Below are 15,890 nucleotides of genomic sequence, written 5' to 3'. Positions count from 1 at the left end.
TATTTCTTCCCTTTCTATTCTAAGTGAACTGCTTATTCTTGTTCAGCAGCTTCTTCTGTTGCTTCCGCTTTTGTTGCTTTCTCAGCTTCTTCAGCTTCAAAGGCTGCTTTAGCCTCTTGGGCTGCTTTTTCGCGGGCTTTTTCAAGGTCATCTACGTGGATGACATCTTCGTCCATTCCTTCATCCAAGTCGCGAAGTTCCACTTCTTGGTCATCTTCATCAAGGACACGCATGTCAAGACCAAGAGATTGCAATTCTTTCACAAGAACTCGGAAGGATTCTGGAACACCTGGTTTTGGAATTGGTTTTCCTTTTGTAATGGCTTCATAAGCTTTCAAACGTCCGTTGATATCGTCAGACTTGTAGGTCAAGATTTCTTGAAGGACATTTGACGCACCGTAGGCTTCAAGAGCCCAAACCTCCATCTCACCGAAACGTTGTCCACCAAACTGAGCTTTACCTCCGAGTGGTTGTTGGGTAACGGTTGAGTATGGTCCGACTGAACGAGCGTGCAATTTATCATCAACCATGTGGTGGAGTTTGATCATGTACATGACACCAACTGATACACGGTTGTCAAACGGCTCACCTGTACGTCCGTCGTAAAGGATTGTCTTAGCATCGCTATCCATACCTGCTTCTTTAACAGTGTCCCAAAGGTCTTCAGAACTTGCTCCGTCAAAGACTGGTGTTGCGATGTGGATACCAAGAGTACGGGCTGCCATACCAAGGTGGAGCTCCATAACCTGACCGATATTCATACGCGATGGCACCCCAAGTGGGTTCAACATGATATCGACTGGAGTTCCGTCTGGAAGGTAAGGCATGTCTTCTACAGGAACAATACGAGAGACAACCCCTTTGTTTCCGTGACGTCCGGCCATCTTATCTCCGACCTTGATCTTACGTTTTTGAGCGATGTAGACGCGAACCAGCATGTTAACACCTGATTGCAACTCATCTCCATTTGCACGTGTAAAGATCTTAACATCACGAACGACACCATCGGCACCGTGAGGTACTCGAAGAGAAGTATCACGCACTTCACGAGACTTGTCTCCGAAGATAGCGTGCAAGAGACGTTCTTCAGCTGAAAGGTCTTTTTCACCCTTAGGTGTGACTTTACCTACAAGGATATCCCCTTCTTTAACCTCAGCACCGATACGGATAATACCCATTTCGTCAAGGTCTTTAAGAGCATCTTCCCCAACGTTTGGAATTTCACGAGTAATTTCTTCAGGCCCAAGCTTTGTATCGCGCGTTTCTGATTCGTATTCTTCGAGGTGGACAGATGTGTAGACATCGTCTTTGACCAAGCGTTCGCTCATGATAACGGCATCCTCGAAGTTGTAACCTTCCCATGTCATGTAGGCAACGATTGGGTTTTGTCCAAGCGCCATTTCCCCTTTTTCCATAGAAGGTCCGTCAGCGATAAAGTCGCCTTTTTCAACGACATCGCCAACTTTAACGAGAGTGCGTTGGTTGTAAGCAGTACCTGAGTTTGAACGACGGAATTTTTGGATGTGGTAAACGTCCAATGAACCATCTTCGCGGCGTACTTCTACCTTGTCAGCATCTGCGTATGTAACTTTACCATCATACTGGGCAATAACAGCAGCACCAGAGTCATGAGCTGCTTGGTATTCCATACCAGTACCAACGTAAGGTGCTTTTGGATCAATCAATGGCACGGCCTGACGTTGCATGTTGGCACCCATGAGGGCACGGTTGGAGTCATCGTTTTCCAAGAAAGGAATACATGCTGTCGCAACGGCAACTACCTGTTTTGGTGACACGTCCATGTAGTCAACCACTTCTGCTGGATACTCTTGGTTGACCCCTTGGTGACGTCCCATGACAACTTTTTCAGCAAAGGTTCCATCTTCGTTAAGACGAGAGTTGGCCTGCGCTACAGTGAATTCATCTTCTTCATCGGCTGTCAACCAAACGATTTCATTCGTAACAACACCTGTTTCACGGTCAACCTTACGGTATGGTGTTTGAACAAATCCATACTTATTCAAGTGTCCGTAAGATGACAAGTTATTGATCAAACCGATGTTAGGTCCTTCAGGTGTCTCGATTGGGCACATACGACCGTAGTGAGTGTAGTGCACGTCACGAACTTCATATCCAGCACGGTCACGAGTCAAACCACCAGGTCCCAAGGCTGACAAACGGCGTTTGTGAGACAACTCAGAAAGCGGGTTGTGTTGGTCCATGAACTGTGACAACTGTGATGAACCAAAGAATTCTTTAACCGCAGCTGTTACAGGACGGATATTGATGATTTGTTGTGGTGTTAAAACTTCATTGTCCTGAACAGACATACGTTCACGGACATTACGTTCCATACGAGAAAGTCCAAGACGTACTTGATTGGCAAGCAATTCACCAACTGCACGGATACGACGGTTTCCAAGGTGGTCGATATCATCCACACGTCCGATACCTTCTGCCAAGTTGAGGAAGTAGCTCATCTCAGCAAGGATATCTGCAGGAGTTACAACACGAACCTTGTCGTCTGGATTGGCATTTCCGATGATGGTTACAACACGGTCTGGATCCGTTGGGGCAACAACCTTGAATTTTTGAAGGAGAACTGGTTCTGTCAAAACAGCTGCATCGTTTGGAATATAAACGATCTTGTTCAAGTCGCCATCCAAGTGGTGCTCGATACTCTCGATCACGCTACGAGTCATGACGGTACCAGCTTCTACCAAGATTTCACCAGTTTCAGGGTCTACCAATGGCTCCGCAATGGTTTGGTTGAGCAAGCGTGTTTTAACGTTGAGTTTTTTATTGATCTTGTAACGACCAACAGCTGCCAAATCGTAGCGGCGTGGGTCAAAGAAACGTGCTACAAGCAAGCTACGTGAGCTTTCAGCAGTCTTAGGCTCACCTGGACGAAGGCGTTCGTAGATTTCTTTCAAGGCTTCGTCTGTACGAGAGTCCATTGGATTCTTGTGGATATCTTTTTCAATAGTGTTGCGAACCAATTCGCTATCACCAAAGATATCAAAGATTTCATCATCACCTGAGAAACCAAGTGCACGAACCAAGGTCGTAAATGGAATCTTACGAGTACGGTCGATACGAGTATAAGCGATGTCTTTTGAGTCGCTTTCAAGTTCCAACCAAGCTCCACGGTTAGGGATAACAGTAGAACCGTAGCCCACTTTACCGTTCTTGTCTACTTTATCATTAAAGTAAACACCTGGTGAGCGGACCAACTGAGAAACGATAATACGTTCACCACCGTTGATGATGAAAGTACCCATTTCGGTCATGATTGGGAAATCACCAAAGAAGACTTCTTGGGTCTTGATTTCGCCTGTTTCTTTATTGATCAAGCGGAAGGTTACAAAAATTGGTGCTGAGTAGCTAGCATCGTGGATACGAGCTTCTTCGAGCGTGTATTTGGGTTCCTTGATTTCATATCCAACAAATTCCAACTCCATTGTGTCTGTGAAGTTTGAAATTGGCAATACATCTTCAAACACTTCCTTAAGACCGTGATCTAGGAAATCTTTGAATGAATCCGTTTGAATTTCAATCAAATTTGGTAAGTCAAGAACTTCTTTGATTCTTGAAAAACTACGACGGGTACGATGTTTCCCGTATTGAACGTCATGTCCTGCCAAGATGATTCTCCTTTGTAAATAAATTCCAAGCCTTGTCAATCAGGCTTTTCTAATCGTCATATGGTTTTTAAAACCCCTATCACCGTGTCCCTTTGACGAATTTTCAGAATCTTTAAATCTTTGTTACAAGCACTCAAAAACCTGAAAAAAAGCACAAAAAGAGCAGCTAAATCTGACTTTTTCAGAAGATTTAACTGCTGTGAGCCTTGTCTGGACAATATTTCAGACAAAACCTACGACAAATGATTACTTTTATTATACCTTATTTAGCTAGATTTTTCAAGGTTTTTTTACTATTTTTTAAACAATCTTTTCCTATATATTATTTTAAAATTTCAAGAGAATGAAGCATTATATTTTCTCTCAAAAATCAGGAAAACGCTTGCACTAATGTTTACCTCGTGCTATACTGTTAGGGAACAACTACACAAGGAGAATTGTGATGAAAAAGATCCCATCTCAAACTGAGAAAAAAATGATTTATGGTATCCGTTCCTTGAAGAACGGAACTGGTTCTGTCCTTATTGGTGCCAGTATTGTCTTGCTTTCTGCTACAATGCCAACTATTTCGGCCAACGAAAACCTTCCTCAAACTCAGGAAAATACCAGCGCTGTGACCAAGGCCCCTACTGAGATTGAAACGAGTCAAACTCAAACGGAAACGCCTATTTCTGAACAAAAGAATGCAAACGCTTCCCTTGATTCTAAAAAAGAAGCTCCAGCTGTGGAAACTACTACGGTACCAGAAACACCTAAAACAGAAGATGCTGCTACAAGTCAGGCTAATAGCGCGGAAGAGAAAGTAGATGCCAGCACTTCGGCGCCAACTTCAGATCAAAAACCACAAGCTGACACATCTTCTGAAGAACCCATCGCAGACAACCACTTCCGCATCCACGTAAAAAAACTCCCAGAAGAAAACAAAGATTCTCAAGGTCTTTGGACTTGGGACGATGTTGAAAAACCGTCTGAAAACTGGCCCAATGGAGCCAAGTCCTTCAAGGATGCCAAGCAAGATGACTACGGCTATTACCTAGATGTCAAACTCAAAAATGAGCAAGCCAAGAAAGTCAGCTTCCTTATCAACAATACCAAAGGAGATAACTTGACTGGGGACCGTTCGGTAGAGCGCCTCTCTCCGAAAATGAACGAGGCCTGGCTAGATGAAAACTACAAGGTATACAACTACCGCCCTCAACCAGCAGGAACTATTCGTGTCAACTACTACCGCACCGATGGCAACTATGATAAAAAATCTCTTTGGTATTGGGGCGATGTCAAAAACCCAAGCAGTGGAGAATGGCCTGACGGTACTGACTTTACCGCAACTGGAAAATATGGTCGCTACATTGATATCCCACTCAATGAAGCTGCAAGAGAATTTGGATTTTTATTACTAGACGAAAGCAAGAAAGGCGACGATGTGAAAATCAGAAAAGAAGATTATAAATTCACTGATCTAAAAAATCACAGTCAGATTTTCCTCAAAGATGATGACGAAACCATCTACACCAACCCCTACTACGTTCACGATATCCGTATGACTGGTGCCCAACACGTGGCTAAATCTCGTATCGAAAGCAGTTTTTCTACCCTCGTTGGAGCTAAGAAAGACGATATCCTCAAACACTCCAGCATCACTGATTACCAAGGGAATAAAGTAGCTATCACAGACGTGGAAGTGGATGAGGCAGGTAAAAAAGTGACCTACATCGGCAACTTCTCTGACACCCAACACCCGTACACTGTCAGCTACAATTCAGACCGCTTTACCACACGTTCAAGCTGGCGCCTCAAGGATGAATCCTACAGTTACGATGGTCCACTCGGCGCAACTCTAAAAGAAGATGGCAAGCGTGTTGACCTCACGCTCTGGTCTCCAAGTGCTGATAAGGTTTCCGTTGTTGTCTATGACAAGAAAGACCCTGAAAAAGTAGTTGGAACTGTCGCCTTTGAAAAAGGAGAAAAAGGAACCTGGAAACAAACTCTGGATGCAAACTCTGGTCTCGGTATCAGCAACTACACTGGCTATTACTACCACTACCAGATCGAGCGCCAAGGTAAAACTGTCCTCGTTCTTGACCCTTATGCCAAATCATTAGCGGCTTGGAACAGTGACCTAGCAAAAACAGATGCCGCTCATAAGGTCGCTAAAGCTGCCTTTGTCGATCCAGCGAAGTTAGGTCCGCAAGACTTGACCTATGGAAAGATTCGTAACTTCAAATCACGTGAAGATGCTGTTATCTATGAGGCTCATGTGCGTGACTTCACTTCGGATCCTGCCATCGCAAAAGACTTGACCAAGCCATTTGGTACCTTTGAAGCCTTTATCGAAAAACTAGACTATCTCAAAGACTTGGGTGTGACCCACATCCAGCTCCTTCCAGTCTTGTCCTACTACTTTGTCAATGAATTGAAGAACCAAGAACGTTTGTCTGCCTACGCTTCAAGCAACAGCAACTATAACTGGGGATATGACCCTCAAAACTACTTCTCCTTGACTGGTATGTACTCAAGCGATCCTAAGGATCCAGAAAAACGTATCGCAGAATTCAAAAACCTCATCAACGAGATCCATAAACGTGGTATGGGAGCTATCTTGGATGTAGTCTACAACCATACTGCCAACGTTGATATTTTTGAGGATATTGAGCCAAACTACTATCACTTTATGGACGCAGACGGAACTCCACGTACTAGCTTCGGAGGCGGCCGTTTGGGAACTACCCACTACATGTCTAAACGTGTCTTGGTAGACTCCATCAAGTATCTGGTTGAAACTTACAAAGTAGATGGTTTCCGCTTTGATATGATGGGTGACCACGATGCGGCTTCTATCGAAGAAGCGTATAAAGCTGCACGCGCCCTCAATCCAAATCTTATCATGCTAGGTGAAGGCTGGAGAACCTATACTGGTGATGAAAATACGCCTGTACAACCTGCTGACCAAGATTGGATGAAGAAAACAGATACTGTCGCTGTCTTTTCAGACGACATCCGTAACAACCTCAAGTCTGGCTATCCAAACGAAGGTCAACCTGCCTTTATCACAGGTGGAAAACGCGATATCAATACCATCTTTAAAAATCTGATTGCTCAACCAACTAACTTTGAAGCAGACAGTCCTGGAGATGTTATCCAGTACATTGCAGCCCATGATAACTTGACCCTCTTTGACATCATTGCCCAGTCTATCAAAAAAGACCCTAGCAAGGCTGAAAACTACGCTGAGATTCATCGTCGTTTGCGACTTGGAAACCTCATGGTCTTGACTGCTCAAGGAACTCCCTTTATCCACTCTGGTCAGGAATACGGACGTACCAAACAATTCCTAGACCCAGCCTATAAGACTCCTGTTCCTGAAGATAAAGTTCCAAACAAGTCTCACTTATTGCGTGATAAGGACGGCAAGCCTTTTGTCTATCCTTACTTTATCCATGACTCTTACGACTCTAGTGATGCTGTCAACAAGTTTGATTGGACCAAGGCAACAGATGGTAAAGCCTTCCCTGAAAATGTCAAGAGCCGTAACTACATGAAAGGATTGATCGCCCTTCGTCAATCGACAGATGCCTTCCGACTCAAGAGTCTGCAAGACATCAAAGAGCGCGTCCACCTCATTACTGTTCCAGGACAAAATGGCGTTGAAAAAGAAGATGTGACCATCGGCTACCAAATCACTGCTCCAAACGGTGATGTCTACGCTGTCTTTGTCAATGCGGATGATAAGGCTCGTGAATTTACTCTAGGAACTGCATTTGCTCACTTGAGAAAGGCTGAAGTCCTGGCAGATGAAAATCAAGCAGGACCAGTAGGAATTGCTAACCCTCAAGGTCTCGAATGGACTGAAAAAGGCTTGAAATTGAACGCTCTCACTGCTGTCGTTCTCCGCTTGTCTCAAGGTGGTGCCATTGTCGCTCCAGCTGTGGAAGAAAAACCAGAATTTGACCTTTCTAGCTTGGAAGTCGAACCAGAACAAGGTCAAGCTCAAAACCTAGCAGCCAATCCTGAAACTCAAGAAACTGCTGCAGAGGCTCACTCTCAGAACCTCCTTCCAAACACAGGAACTGAGAGCAAATCCCTCCTTGCCCTTGCTGGATTCAGCATCCTTGCCCTTCTCGGACTTGGATGGTTGATAAAGAACAAGAAAAAGAAATAACACTCAATGAAAATCAAAGGGTAAACTAGGAAGCTAGCCGCAGGCTTTACTCGAGTACGACAAGGCGAAGCTGACGTAGTTTAAAAAGATTTTCGAAGAGTATAAACTAGCCCTCCTATAGAAAAACACCCCATGATTAGAAGACTCTTCTAGCCATGGGGTGTTGTTTTTATGATACACTTAGCTATCAAATCATATATTCTACACTATAGCTAGCGTCTGATAAGATACGAGCCAGAAACTGCTTGGTTCGTTCTTCTTGTGGACGACTAAAGAAATCGTGGGGATTGTTCTCCTCTACGATACGGCCTCCATCCATGAAAATAACGTGGTTTGCGACATCTCTAGCAAATCCCATCTCATGCGTGACGACCACCATGGTCACACCTTCTCCCGCCAACTGTTTCAGAACATCCAAAACATCTCCAACCAACTCAGGGTCTAGTGCAGAAGTTGGTTCATCTAGCAAAATGACCTCGGGCTTGACGGCAATGGCACGCGCAATTCCTATTCGTTGTTGTTGCCCTCCAGATAGTTGTGAAGGGTAGTAGTCCTTATAAGCAAGTAAACCAACTTTTTCCAAGGCAGATTCTGCACGTTTGAGCGCTTCTTCCTTGGGAACTTTACGAGCTACGATTAGGCCTTCTAGAATATTTTCCAGAGCAGTTTTATTCGCAAAAAGATTGTAGTGCTGGAAAACAAAGGCTGTTTTTTGGCGAATTTCTAGAATGTCTTTCTTGCTTAATTTGGCTAAGTCATAGGTTTTTCCTGCCAAGGTCAAACGGCCACTATCAGCTTTTTCTAAGTGGTTGAGACAACGGAGAAAGGTCGTTTTCCCCGAACCTGATGGCCCTAAGATAACGACGACATCCCCTTGGTTGACCTGGAGATTGACATCCTCCAGCACCTGCCTCTCACCAAATGTTTTTGCGATATGTTCTACTTGTAACATCCTGTCCTCCTATACAAAACGCGCACTAGATGCTTTTGCACTTTTTTCTTTTTTCACATAGCCTTTTTCCAGTAGAGAGAAGCCCCACTGAATCAAACCACAGATCAAAATATACTGCAAAAAGATCACAAAATATGACTCAAAATACTGGTAACCGTAGGACGCTTCCACACGAGCAATAGCGGTGATATCCTTGATGGTCATAACAAAGACCAGGGAGGTTCCCTTGACGATATTGATCACCAGATTGGCCAAGTTAGGCAAGGCTGAGCGCAAGGCTTGAGGAAAAACAATCCTTAGATAGGCCTGGGGCGTAGTCAAGCCAATCGCATGCGCTGCCTCTAGTTGTCCCTTGTCCACCGTCAAGATAGCTGAACGCAAAATCTCCGACAAACTCCCGACTGTCATCAAACTATAAATGATAAAGGCATAATAGAGAGGATCAAGTTTGAAAATATCAAAGTCACTTCCTATGCTTTTGAGAAATTGATTCAGCAGGCTTGGAAACAAACTATAAAAGAAGAGAATCAATAAAATCGGAGGAGTCGCTCGGATAAAGGCCAGATAGACCAGAGAAAAACTCCTCACACCTCGAACCTTGTAAATCTGCCCCAAGGCTAAAAATAGAGCTGGTAAAAAGCTTAAGACCATAGCCACAATCATGATAATCAAGGTGATTGGCACACCCTTCAAGGTCTCCAGAAAGGTCTTTACAATATAGTCTATATCCATTTCTTACCTCCCTTTTGTTTCCAAAGACTTCTCAAGCAAACGACTCAAGCTAGAAATAACCAAGGCAATCCCCCAATAAAGAAGCGCAACTGCCGTATAGGTTTCCAGAGAGTAGTTCCCTAAATTGCGACTGATCAAGAGATTCCCGGCCCCCATAACATCAACAAAACCAATCGTATAGGCCAAGGCAGCATCCCGCATGAGATTGAGAATAGCAGTTGTTATATTGGGAAGAGCAACTTGAAAAGCTTGAGGAAAAATGATTCTCCAAAAAGTCTGACTTGGAGTCAAACCAATACTAAGCCCGGCCTCTGTCTGCCCCTTTGGAATAGCTTGATAGGCCGCCTTGAAAACCTCGGCAACAATAGCCGCAAACAAGAGAATCATCGTCAAGAGAACAAAAATAGTTTTAGACCAGTTGTTGATATCCAAACCAAGCCACCATTTCAGAAATTCTGGCAAGCCATAAAAGACTAGAAAAAGCAAGACAATCGGCGGTGTACAACGTAGGGTAAAGATATAGCCTTTGGAAATCGCTGCAAAACTCTTGTCATCTCCTACTTGTGCCCAGGCCAAGAGACCTCCAAAAAGGGAACCAAGAAGAGTGGTAAAAAAGAGAATGAACAAGGTCATAGGAAGTGCCTGCCATAAGGTCGGCAAAAACTGAAAGACCTTGGAAAAATCATAAGAAACCATGCAAAACCCTTTCTAGTCTTGGAATTTCTGGTCTAGTCTTTGTCTACATAACTAAAGACATCTTCTTTAAAGTATTGCTGAGATAACTTAGCAAGCGTTCCATCTTCCTTCAACTCTTTGATTGCTTTTTCATATTCTTTAGCGAATTTCTCACCCTTTTCATCACGGTGAATCAAGGGATAAGTTGGAATGCCCTTGTATGGGAACCAGCTGAGTTTATCCGCATATTGGTGGTAAGGGCCATCTTCTGCGGTAACTGCTTTTTCAAAGGACAGTTTGATATCAAAGAAGGCGTCATAACGTCCTTCTAAGACCCAGGCATAGGCATCTGCTACTTTAAAGGATTCTGCTGCTGTTAGCTCAATCGGTGCGTCCTGATGTTTTTCATTGTAGCTGGTGATAACATTCCATTGAGCATTCTGTGGAGAGATGGGAACCAATTTCCCTTTATTCTTAGCAAAGTCATCAATTGTTTTGTATTTCTGTTCATCTTCTTTTCTGACAGTAAATCCGATGATGCTCGCTCCCACTGGTTCAGATGGAATGACAAACTTTTTAGCTCGTTCATCTGTGTACCAAGCTCCCTTGGTTCCGATGTCATACTTGCCTGATTCCAGACCAATCAAGAGGTCATCATCACTGGTACCTGTATATTCAAATTGATAGTTTGCCAACTTCTCATCAACAGCCTTCAAAACAGCTACTTCATAACCATCTGATTCCCCTTTTTCATTGACAAAGTCATAAGGTACGTAGTTTTGTGTATGGGCAACCTTCAAGGTTATGACTTCAGCAGACGAAGCCGTTTCTCCCTCCTTGGCTGGAGCGCCAGCTAAACTTCTCCCGATAATCGTTGCCCCAATTACTGCAACAACTGCTACACCACCGATAATCCATGCTTTTTTACTCATCTTTTTCTCCTTTAGTTTTCAAGCGCTTCTCTCACCCACTGGATACGTTCAACTGCGATATCACTTGGAATGGTACAATCTGCCCCAAGTACCAAGCCCTGTTCCCCAGCTTCTGCAACTAGTTTCTTTGCCTCAGCCTGAATGGCATCCTTGCTACCAGTATACAGTAAGCCTGTCTTGCCATTTTCAAATCCTCCAAGAACCGTACGTCCCTTGAAAATCTCACGACCTTCCTTGAGAGTGATTCCCTCTGGTCCTACAGCCCAGTTAAAGACTTGGGCTGGATAGTCTGCAAAAAGGTGAATATCATTTCGCGCTCCCTCGTAGCCACAGATATGAAGAACTGTGACTCCACCAACAGCACTAGCTGCTTCCAGAACCGTTATCTCGCTAGGTGCAATGACGGCTTGATAATCTGCTGCCGACACTCGTTGATCTTGGATACTCTGCACGCTGAGGTAGATTCCATCAGCACCAGCCTCTTCGATAACAGCTCGGCTGAGACTCGCAATATCCTCTGCAATCACATCCAACACCTTCTTAAGAGCTTTAGGATCTTCCACCAAAAAATCAGCAATGAGATCATCGCCACCAGACACTTCCCCCAGTAGCCACTTGAGATAGGTCACAGGAGCAAAAATATTGTAAATCGCAACGATATCTTCTGTAAACTCTTGCTTGATTTTCTGAACCAAGGCCACCTGCTCTTTTATCCAAGCGTGCTCTGGTCCGAGTGGTTGAATGGTCGCCAATTCTTGAAGTGATTTGCCTTTGGCAATCGCTGGATTTGGATAAGCAAAGTAGCCATCACTCATTAACTTGATAAAGTCTGGCTGAATTTCTCGTATAAAGCGCTTATGGCCCTCGATATTCTTCTCGATAATGACTGGATTTGAGAAACCGTGTAGCCATTCGTCTTCGGATGTGAAATGGTGCCAAAAACCAACTGGCACACGATCAACCTTTTCACCTCTAAATGCTTTTAAAACCCATTCTCTTTTTTCTGACATTCTTATTCTCCATTTCTTACTTTTTCAACTAATAAACTGCTTGCGATATCATTCGAGCGTAGAAAGGGAAGACTGGACTTGGAAAAATCCTGAACTCCACGACATCTCTCTCCATTTTTACAATGCCCATTTTTTACGACGCTTATGGCAACCAAAGCCAGCAAACCGACAACTGCAATGAAGATGCCCCATCTTTTACTTTTCATAACTCCTCCTTTTAGAGAACAGCTGCCTGCCGAATCCAGTCCAACCTCTCTAAGTCAAAGTCATCTGGAACAGTACAGTCAGCTCCCAGAAGAACGCCTTTACTACCCGCTTCAGCCAGCAACCGTCTTGTTTCATCTTGCAATTCCGCCTTGGAACCTTGATAAAGCAAACTTTTTTTGCCATTTTCAAATCCACCTAAAACGGCCTTGCCTGGAAACAACTCTTGACCTTGTGTCAAACTAACATCCTCATGATGAGTCGCCCAGTTGACCACTTGAGCTGGATAGTCCTTAAATATCGTCACATCATTGCTCGCACCTTCAAAACCACAGATATGGAGGATATTGGTCCCACCAACCTGATTGGCTGCCTCCAAAATCGCTATATTGCTCGGTTCGATATAGGTTTGGTAGAGTGCTGGTGTGATGCGCTCATCTTGAATTTCCTGGGTGCTAAGGTAAATCCCGTCAACACCGCCTTGCTGAATGATTTTCTGAGTTAGGGAAGCAATATCTCCTGCGATCACATCTAGAATCACTCTGAATTGCTCAGGATTTTCAAGCAATAGATTAGCCACTTCCTTATCTCCTCGAGAAGTTTCTGTACGGAACCAGCGCTTGAGGTAGGAGATCGGTGAAAAGATATTGTAGAAAGAAGCAATCTCTTCTGTAAAGGTCTCTCGAATCGCTTGTACCACTTCCACCTGTTGCTGAATCCATGGGTGTTCCTCACTAATCGACTCAATAGAAGACAGCTCCTGAATGCTTGCGATCTTAGGACTATAGACATTACTTGGATAAAGGAAAAAACCGTCGCTCATAATTTTGACAAAATCAGGGCGAATCCTTTCCACATAGTTGCGATGCCCATCAACACTTTTTTGAAAGATACGTGGATTATTTAATCCCTGCCCCTTTTCTTCGAGTGTTACAAAATGAAACCAAAATCCGACAGGAACTCTTTCCACTTCATCGCCTCGAATCGCTCTAAAGACTAGATCTCTTTTACTTGCCATACCTCTCTCCTTCCATTTGGATTGAAACCATCTTACCACTCCTTTTCCCCTTTTCCCAATATATATTGACTATCAACTCGATTGGAAATTTTTATATCTATAAAGAAAAAAATCCCTGAAAAGCTTGATGTTACTAGCCTTTCAAAGATTTACTTTATTTTCATCTATTTTTCAAAAAGGAGCTGATATAGATTTTCTATCAAGCCGATTGGAAAATTTTATATCCATCTTCATTCCCAAATTAAGTACATAATTTTATCCTAATACCAAATTACTACTGAAAAATTTATTTTCTCCCAATATTCCCTTGCACAAATCCCGCGAAAACGCTACAATATTAATAGACTATTATTAGGAGGATGGGATTATGAAAATATCCAAAGTTACCATTACAATTGCTTCTACACTTGCTTCCGTCATTTTACTGACTGGCTGTGGTACAAATTCGGCAAATTCACAGACAACACAAAGTAGTACATCTGACAATCAGGTTACAATGACCTATGATCAGTTGCGTTCAAGAGAAAATACTATGTCAACTCTTTGGTATCAAAAAGCAGCTGAAACCAAGGCACTCTATCTACAAGGTTACAATGTCGCTACTAATCGTTTGAAAGAACTACTAAAAACACAGACAGATAAACCCTACTCTATCGTTTTGGACTTAGACGAAACCGTATTAGACAATAGCCCTTATCAAGCGCAAAATGTCAAAGATGGAACAGCATTTACCCCAGAAAACTGGGATGTCTGGGTAAAAAAGGCCGCAGCCAAGGCTGTACCAGGTGCTAAAGACTTTCTCCAATTTGCAGACCAAAACGGTGTCCAAATTTACTATGTATCTGACCGCACGATAGATCAGGTAGATGATACGATCAAAAACCTAGAAAACGAAGGGATTCCTGTACAAAGCCGCGATCATCTCATGTTCTTAGAAAAAGGCGTCAAATCTAAAGAAGGTCGTAGACAAGCAGTCCAAGAAAAAACCAACTTAGTCATGCTACTAGGAGACAATCTTGTGGACTTTGCAGAGTTTTCAAAGACCTCTGAAACTGAGCGCGACCAAAAATTAGAGGAATTACAAAAAGAGTTTGGTGAGAAATTCATCATTTTCCCTAACCCAATGTACGGATCATGGGAAAGTACTGTTTACAATGGTAATAAATTGGATGCCAAGGGTCAAACTGAAGAGCGCCAAAAAAACTTACAAGGTTTTGATAAATAAAATAAGAGAACTATCTACCAGTTTACACCAACCACAAGATATCGTATTTGTGAGAATATCAAAAAAGACGATTTCCGCTTGGATAATCGCCTTTTTTGCTATTTTATCTTGTACTTGGTATAAACTAGTATATATTCCACTAGATAGTATGCTCTATCGCTTGTACCACTTCCACCTGTTGCTGAATCCATGGGTGTTCCTCACCAATCGACTCAACTGATTGGATTTTTTTATAACCCTTCTTTCATGGCAAAGTAAGCACGCACTTTTGGTGCGACTTGCGTTCCAAAAAGTTCAATAGCTCTCAAAACTTGATCATGAGGCATGGAACCAAGCGGTAGATGGAGCATGAAACGGTCCAAGCCTAAATCCTCAATCATGCGAATCAATTTTTCTGCTACCTGGTCTGGATTTCCCACAAACATGGCACCATTTGGACCAACTTGCTCCAAATATTGCTCATAGGTCAACTCCTGCCAGTGTGGACGGTCCTTGGAAATCGCATCCACCACTTGCTTAGTCGGATGGAAATAATCTTTTACAGCCTGTTCGCCATCCTCAGCAATCCAGCCCCAAGAATGAGCCCCCACTTTCAGGTCTTTATCCGCATGACCGGCATCCCTTCCAATCTCACGATAAGCTTGAATCAGCTTTTTAAAATAACGCGGATTGCCACCGATAATGGCATAGACAATCGACAGCCCTGCCCGAGCAATCTTCACTGTTGATTCGACATGGCCACCTGTCGCCACCCACAATGGCAATTTGTCCTGAACAGGACGGGGATAGACTTCTTTGCCAGAAATCGTTTGGGTCAATTGACCTTGCCAATTCACTTTGGTGCTTTCATTTGCCAACTGAAGCAGATCTAACTTTTCATCAAAGAGAGTTTCATAGTCTTTCAAGTCATAGCCAAACAGTGGGAAAGACTCGGTAAATGAACCACGCCCAGCCATAATCTCTGCCCGTCCATTTGACAAGGCATCGATGGTAGCATATTGTTGGAACAAGCGAATCGGATCCATACTCGAGAGAATGCTGACCGCACTAGTCAAACGAATCTTTTTGGTATTGACTGCCCCAGCTGCAAGAACAATCTCTGGCGCCGATACCGCAAAGTCCTCCCGATGATGCTCCCCAATCCCGTACACATCCAAACCAACCTTATCAGCCAGCTCAATTTCTGCCACCAACTGACGAATGCGTTCATCATGACTGTAAATCTGCCCGGTCGCTTCTAGAGCTGTTGTTTCACCAAATGTTGAAATTCCTAATTCTACCATCCTGTTTCCTCGCTATCTCTTTTAGTTTTAGGGTATTTTATCACTAATTAGTTTTA

The 15,890-nt window shown here is 43.4% G+C and carries 11 protein-coding genes; 2 read left to right on the top strand and 9 right to left on the bottom strand.

Features of this window, described 5'->3' with window-relative positions; translation table 11 throughout:
• Nucleotides 1–32 precede the first annotated feature (32 nt).
• Nucleotides 33–3,644 (bottom strand): DNA-directed RNA polymerase subunit beta, encoded by a 3,612-nt coding sequence (gene rpoB, locus HMPREF2991_RS06195; protein ID WP_044021431.1) that lies wholly within the window; start codon nt 3,642–3,644, stop codon nt 33–35.
• A 442-nt stretch (nt 3,645–4,086) separates the two neighbouring features.
• Between rpoB and HMPREF2991_RS06190 the strand changes: the two genes are divergently transcribed.
• Nucleotides 4,087–7,803 carry a pullulanase gene (locus HMPREF2991_RS06190; RefSeq protein ID WP_070683662.1) on the top strand — a complete coding sequence of 1,239 codons (3,717 nt, stop codon included), beginning with the start codon at nt 4,087–4,089 and terminating at the stop codon, nt 7,801–7,803.
• A gap of 187 nt (nt 7,804–7,990) precedes the next feature.
• On the opposite strand, the gene HMPREF2991_RS06185 is transcribed toward HMPREF2991_RS06190, so the two are convergent.
• The 7 genes from HMPREF2991_RS06185 to HMPREF2991_RS06155 are packed head-to-tail and all read right to left on the bottom strand — an operon-like array spanning nt 7,991 to nt 13,326.
• A complete protein-coding gene (locus HMPREF2991_RS06185; RefSeq protein ID WP_000942251.1) occupies nt 7,991–8,755 on the bottom strand; it encodes an amino acid ABC transporter ATP-binding protein in 765 nt (254 codons plus the stop codon).
• Between the two features lie 9 nt (nt 8,756–8,764).
• Nucleotides 8,765–9,487 carry an amino acid ABC transporter permease gene (locus HMPREF2991_RS06180; protein WP_000350561.1) on the bottom strand — a complete coding sequence of 241 codons (723 nt, stop codon included), beginning with the start codon at nt 9,485–9,487 and terminating at the stop codon, nt 8,765–8,767.
• A 3-nt stretch (nt 9,488–9,490) separates the two neighbouring features.
• Nucleotides 9,491–10,183 (bottom strand): amino acid ABC transporter permease, encoded by a 693-nt coding sequence (locus tag HMPREF2991_RS06175; protein ID WP_070569285.1) that lies wholly within the window; start codon nt 10,181–10,183, stop codon nt 9,491–9,493.
• 32 nt (nt 10,184–10,215) lie between these two features.
• Nucleotides 10,216–11,094 (bottom strand): transporter substrate-binding domain-containing protein, encoded by an 879-nt coding sequence (locus HMPREF2991_RS06170; RefSeq protein ID WP_000037003.1) that lies wholly within the window; start codon nt 11,092–11,094, stop codon nt 10,216–10,218.
• 11 nt (nt 11,095–11,105) lie between these two features.
• Complete coding sequence (locus HMPREF2991_RS06165) at nt 11,106–12,104, bottom strand: uroporphyrinogen decarboxylase family protein (RefSeq protein ID WP_001291555.1); 999 nt, start codon at nt 12,102–12,104, stop codon at nt 11,106–11,108.
• Between the two features lie 2 nt (nt 12,105–12,106).
• Nucleotides 12,107–12,310, bottom strand: a complete 204-nt coding sequence (locus tag HMPREF2991_RS06160; protein WP_000837737.1) for a hypothetical protein — start codon at nt 12,308–12,310, stop codon at nt 12,107–12,109.
• Nucleotides 12,311–12,321: 11 nt separating this feature from the next.
• Nucleotides 12,322–13,326 (bottom strand): uroporphyrinogen decarboxylase family protein, encoded by a 1,005-nt coding sequence (locus tag HMPREF2991_RS06155; RefSeq protein ID WP_070569288.1) that lies wholly within the window; start codon nt 13,324–13,326, stop codon nt 12,322–12,324.
• Between the two features lie 367 nt (nt 13,327–13,693).
• Here HMPREF2991_RS06155 and HMPREF2991_RS06150 point away from each other — a divergent pair, with 367 nt between their 5' ends.
• Nucleotides 13,694–14,551 carry a 5'-nucleotidase, lipoprotein e(P4) family gene (locus tag HMPREF2991_RS06150; protein WP_065371543.1) on the top strand — a complete coding sequence of 286 codons (858 nt, stop codon included), beginning with the start codon at nt 13,694–13,696 and terminating at the stop codon, nt 14,549–14,551.
• Nucleotides 14,552–14,781: 230 nt separating this feature from the next.
• On the opposite strand, the gene HMPREF2991_RS06145 is transcribed toward HMPREF2991_RS06150, so the two are convergent.
• On the bottom strand, nt 14,782–15,834 hold the full coding sequence (locus HMPREF2991_RS06145; RefSeq protein WP_042902945.1) for an LLM class flavin-dependent oxidoreductase: 1,053 nt from the start codon (nt 15,832–15,834) through the stop codon (nt 14,782–14,784).
• Nucleotides 15,835–15,890 lie beyond the last annotated feature (56 nt).

The sequence above is a fragment of the Streptococcus sp. HMSC072D07 genome, assembly GCF_001814835.1.
Taxonomy (GTDB): domain Bacteria; phylum Bacillota; class Bacilli; order Lactobacillales; family Streptococcaceae; genus Streptococcus.
Note: the sequence above shows the minus strand (reverse complement) of the source record. Positions and strands in the feature narration are given on the sequence as shown.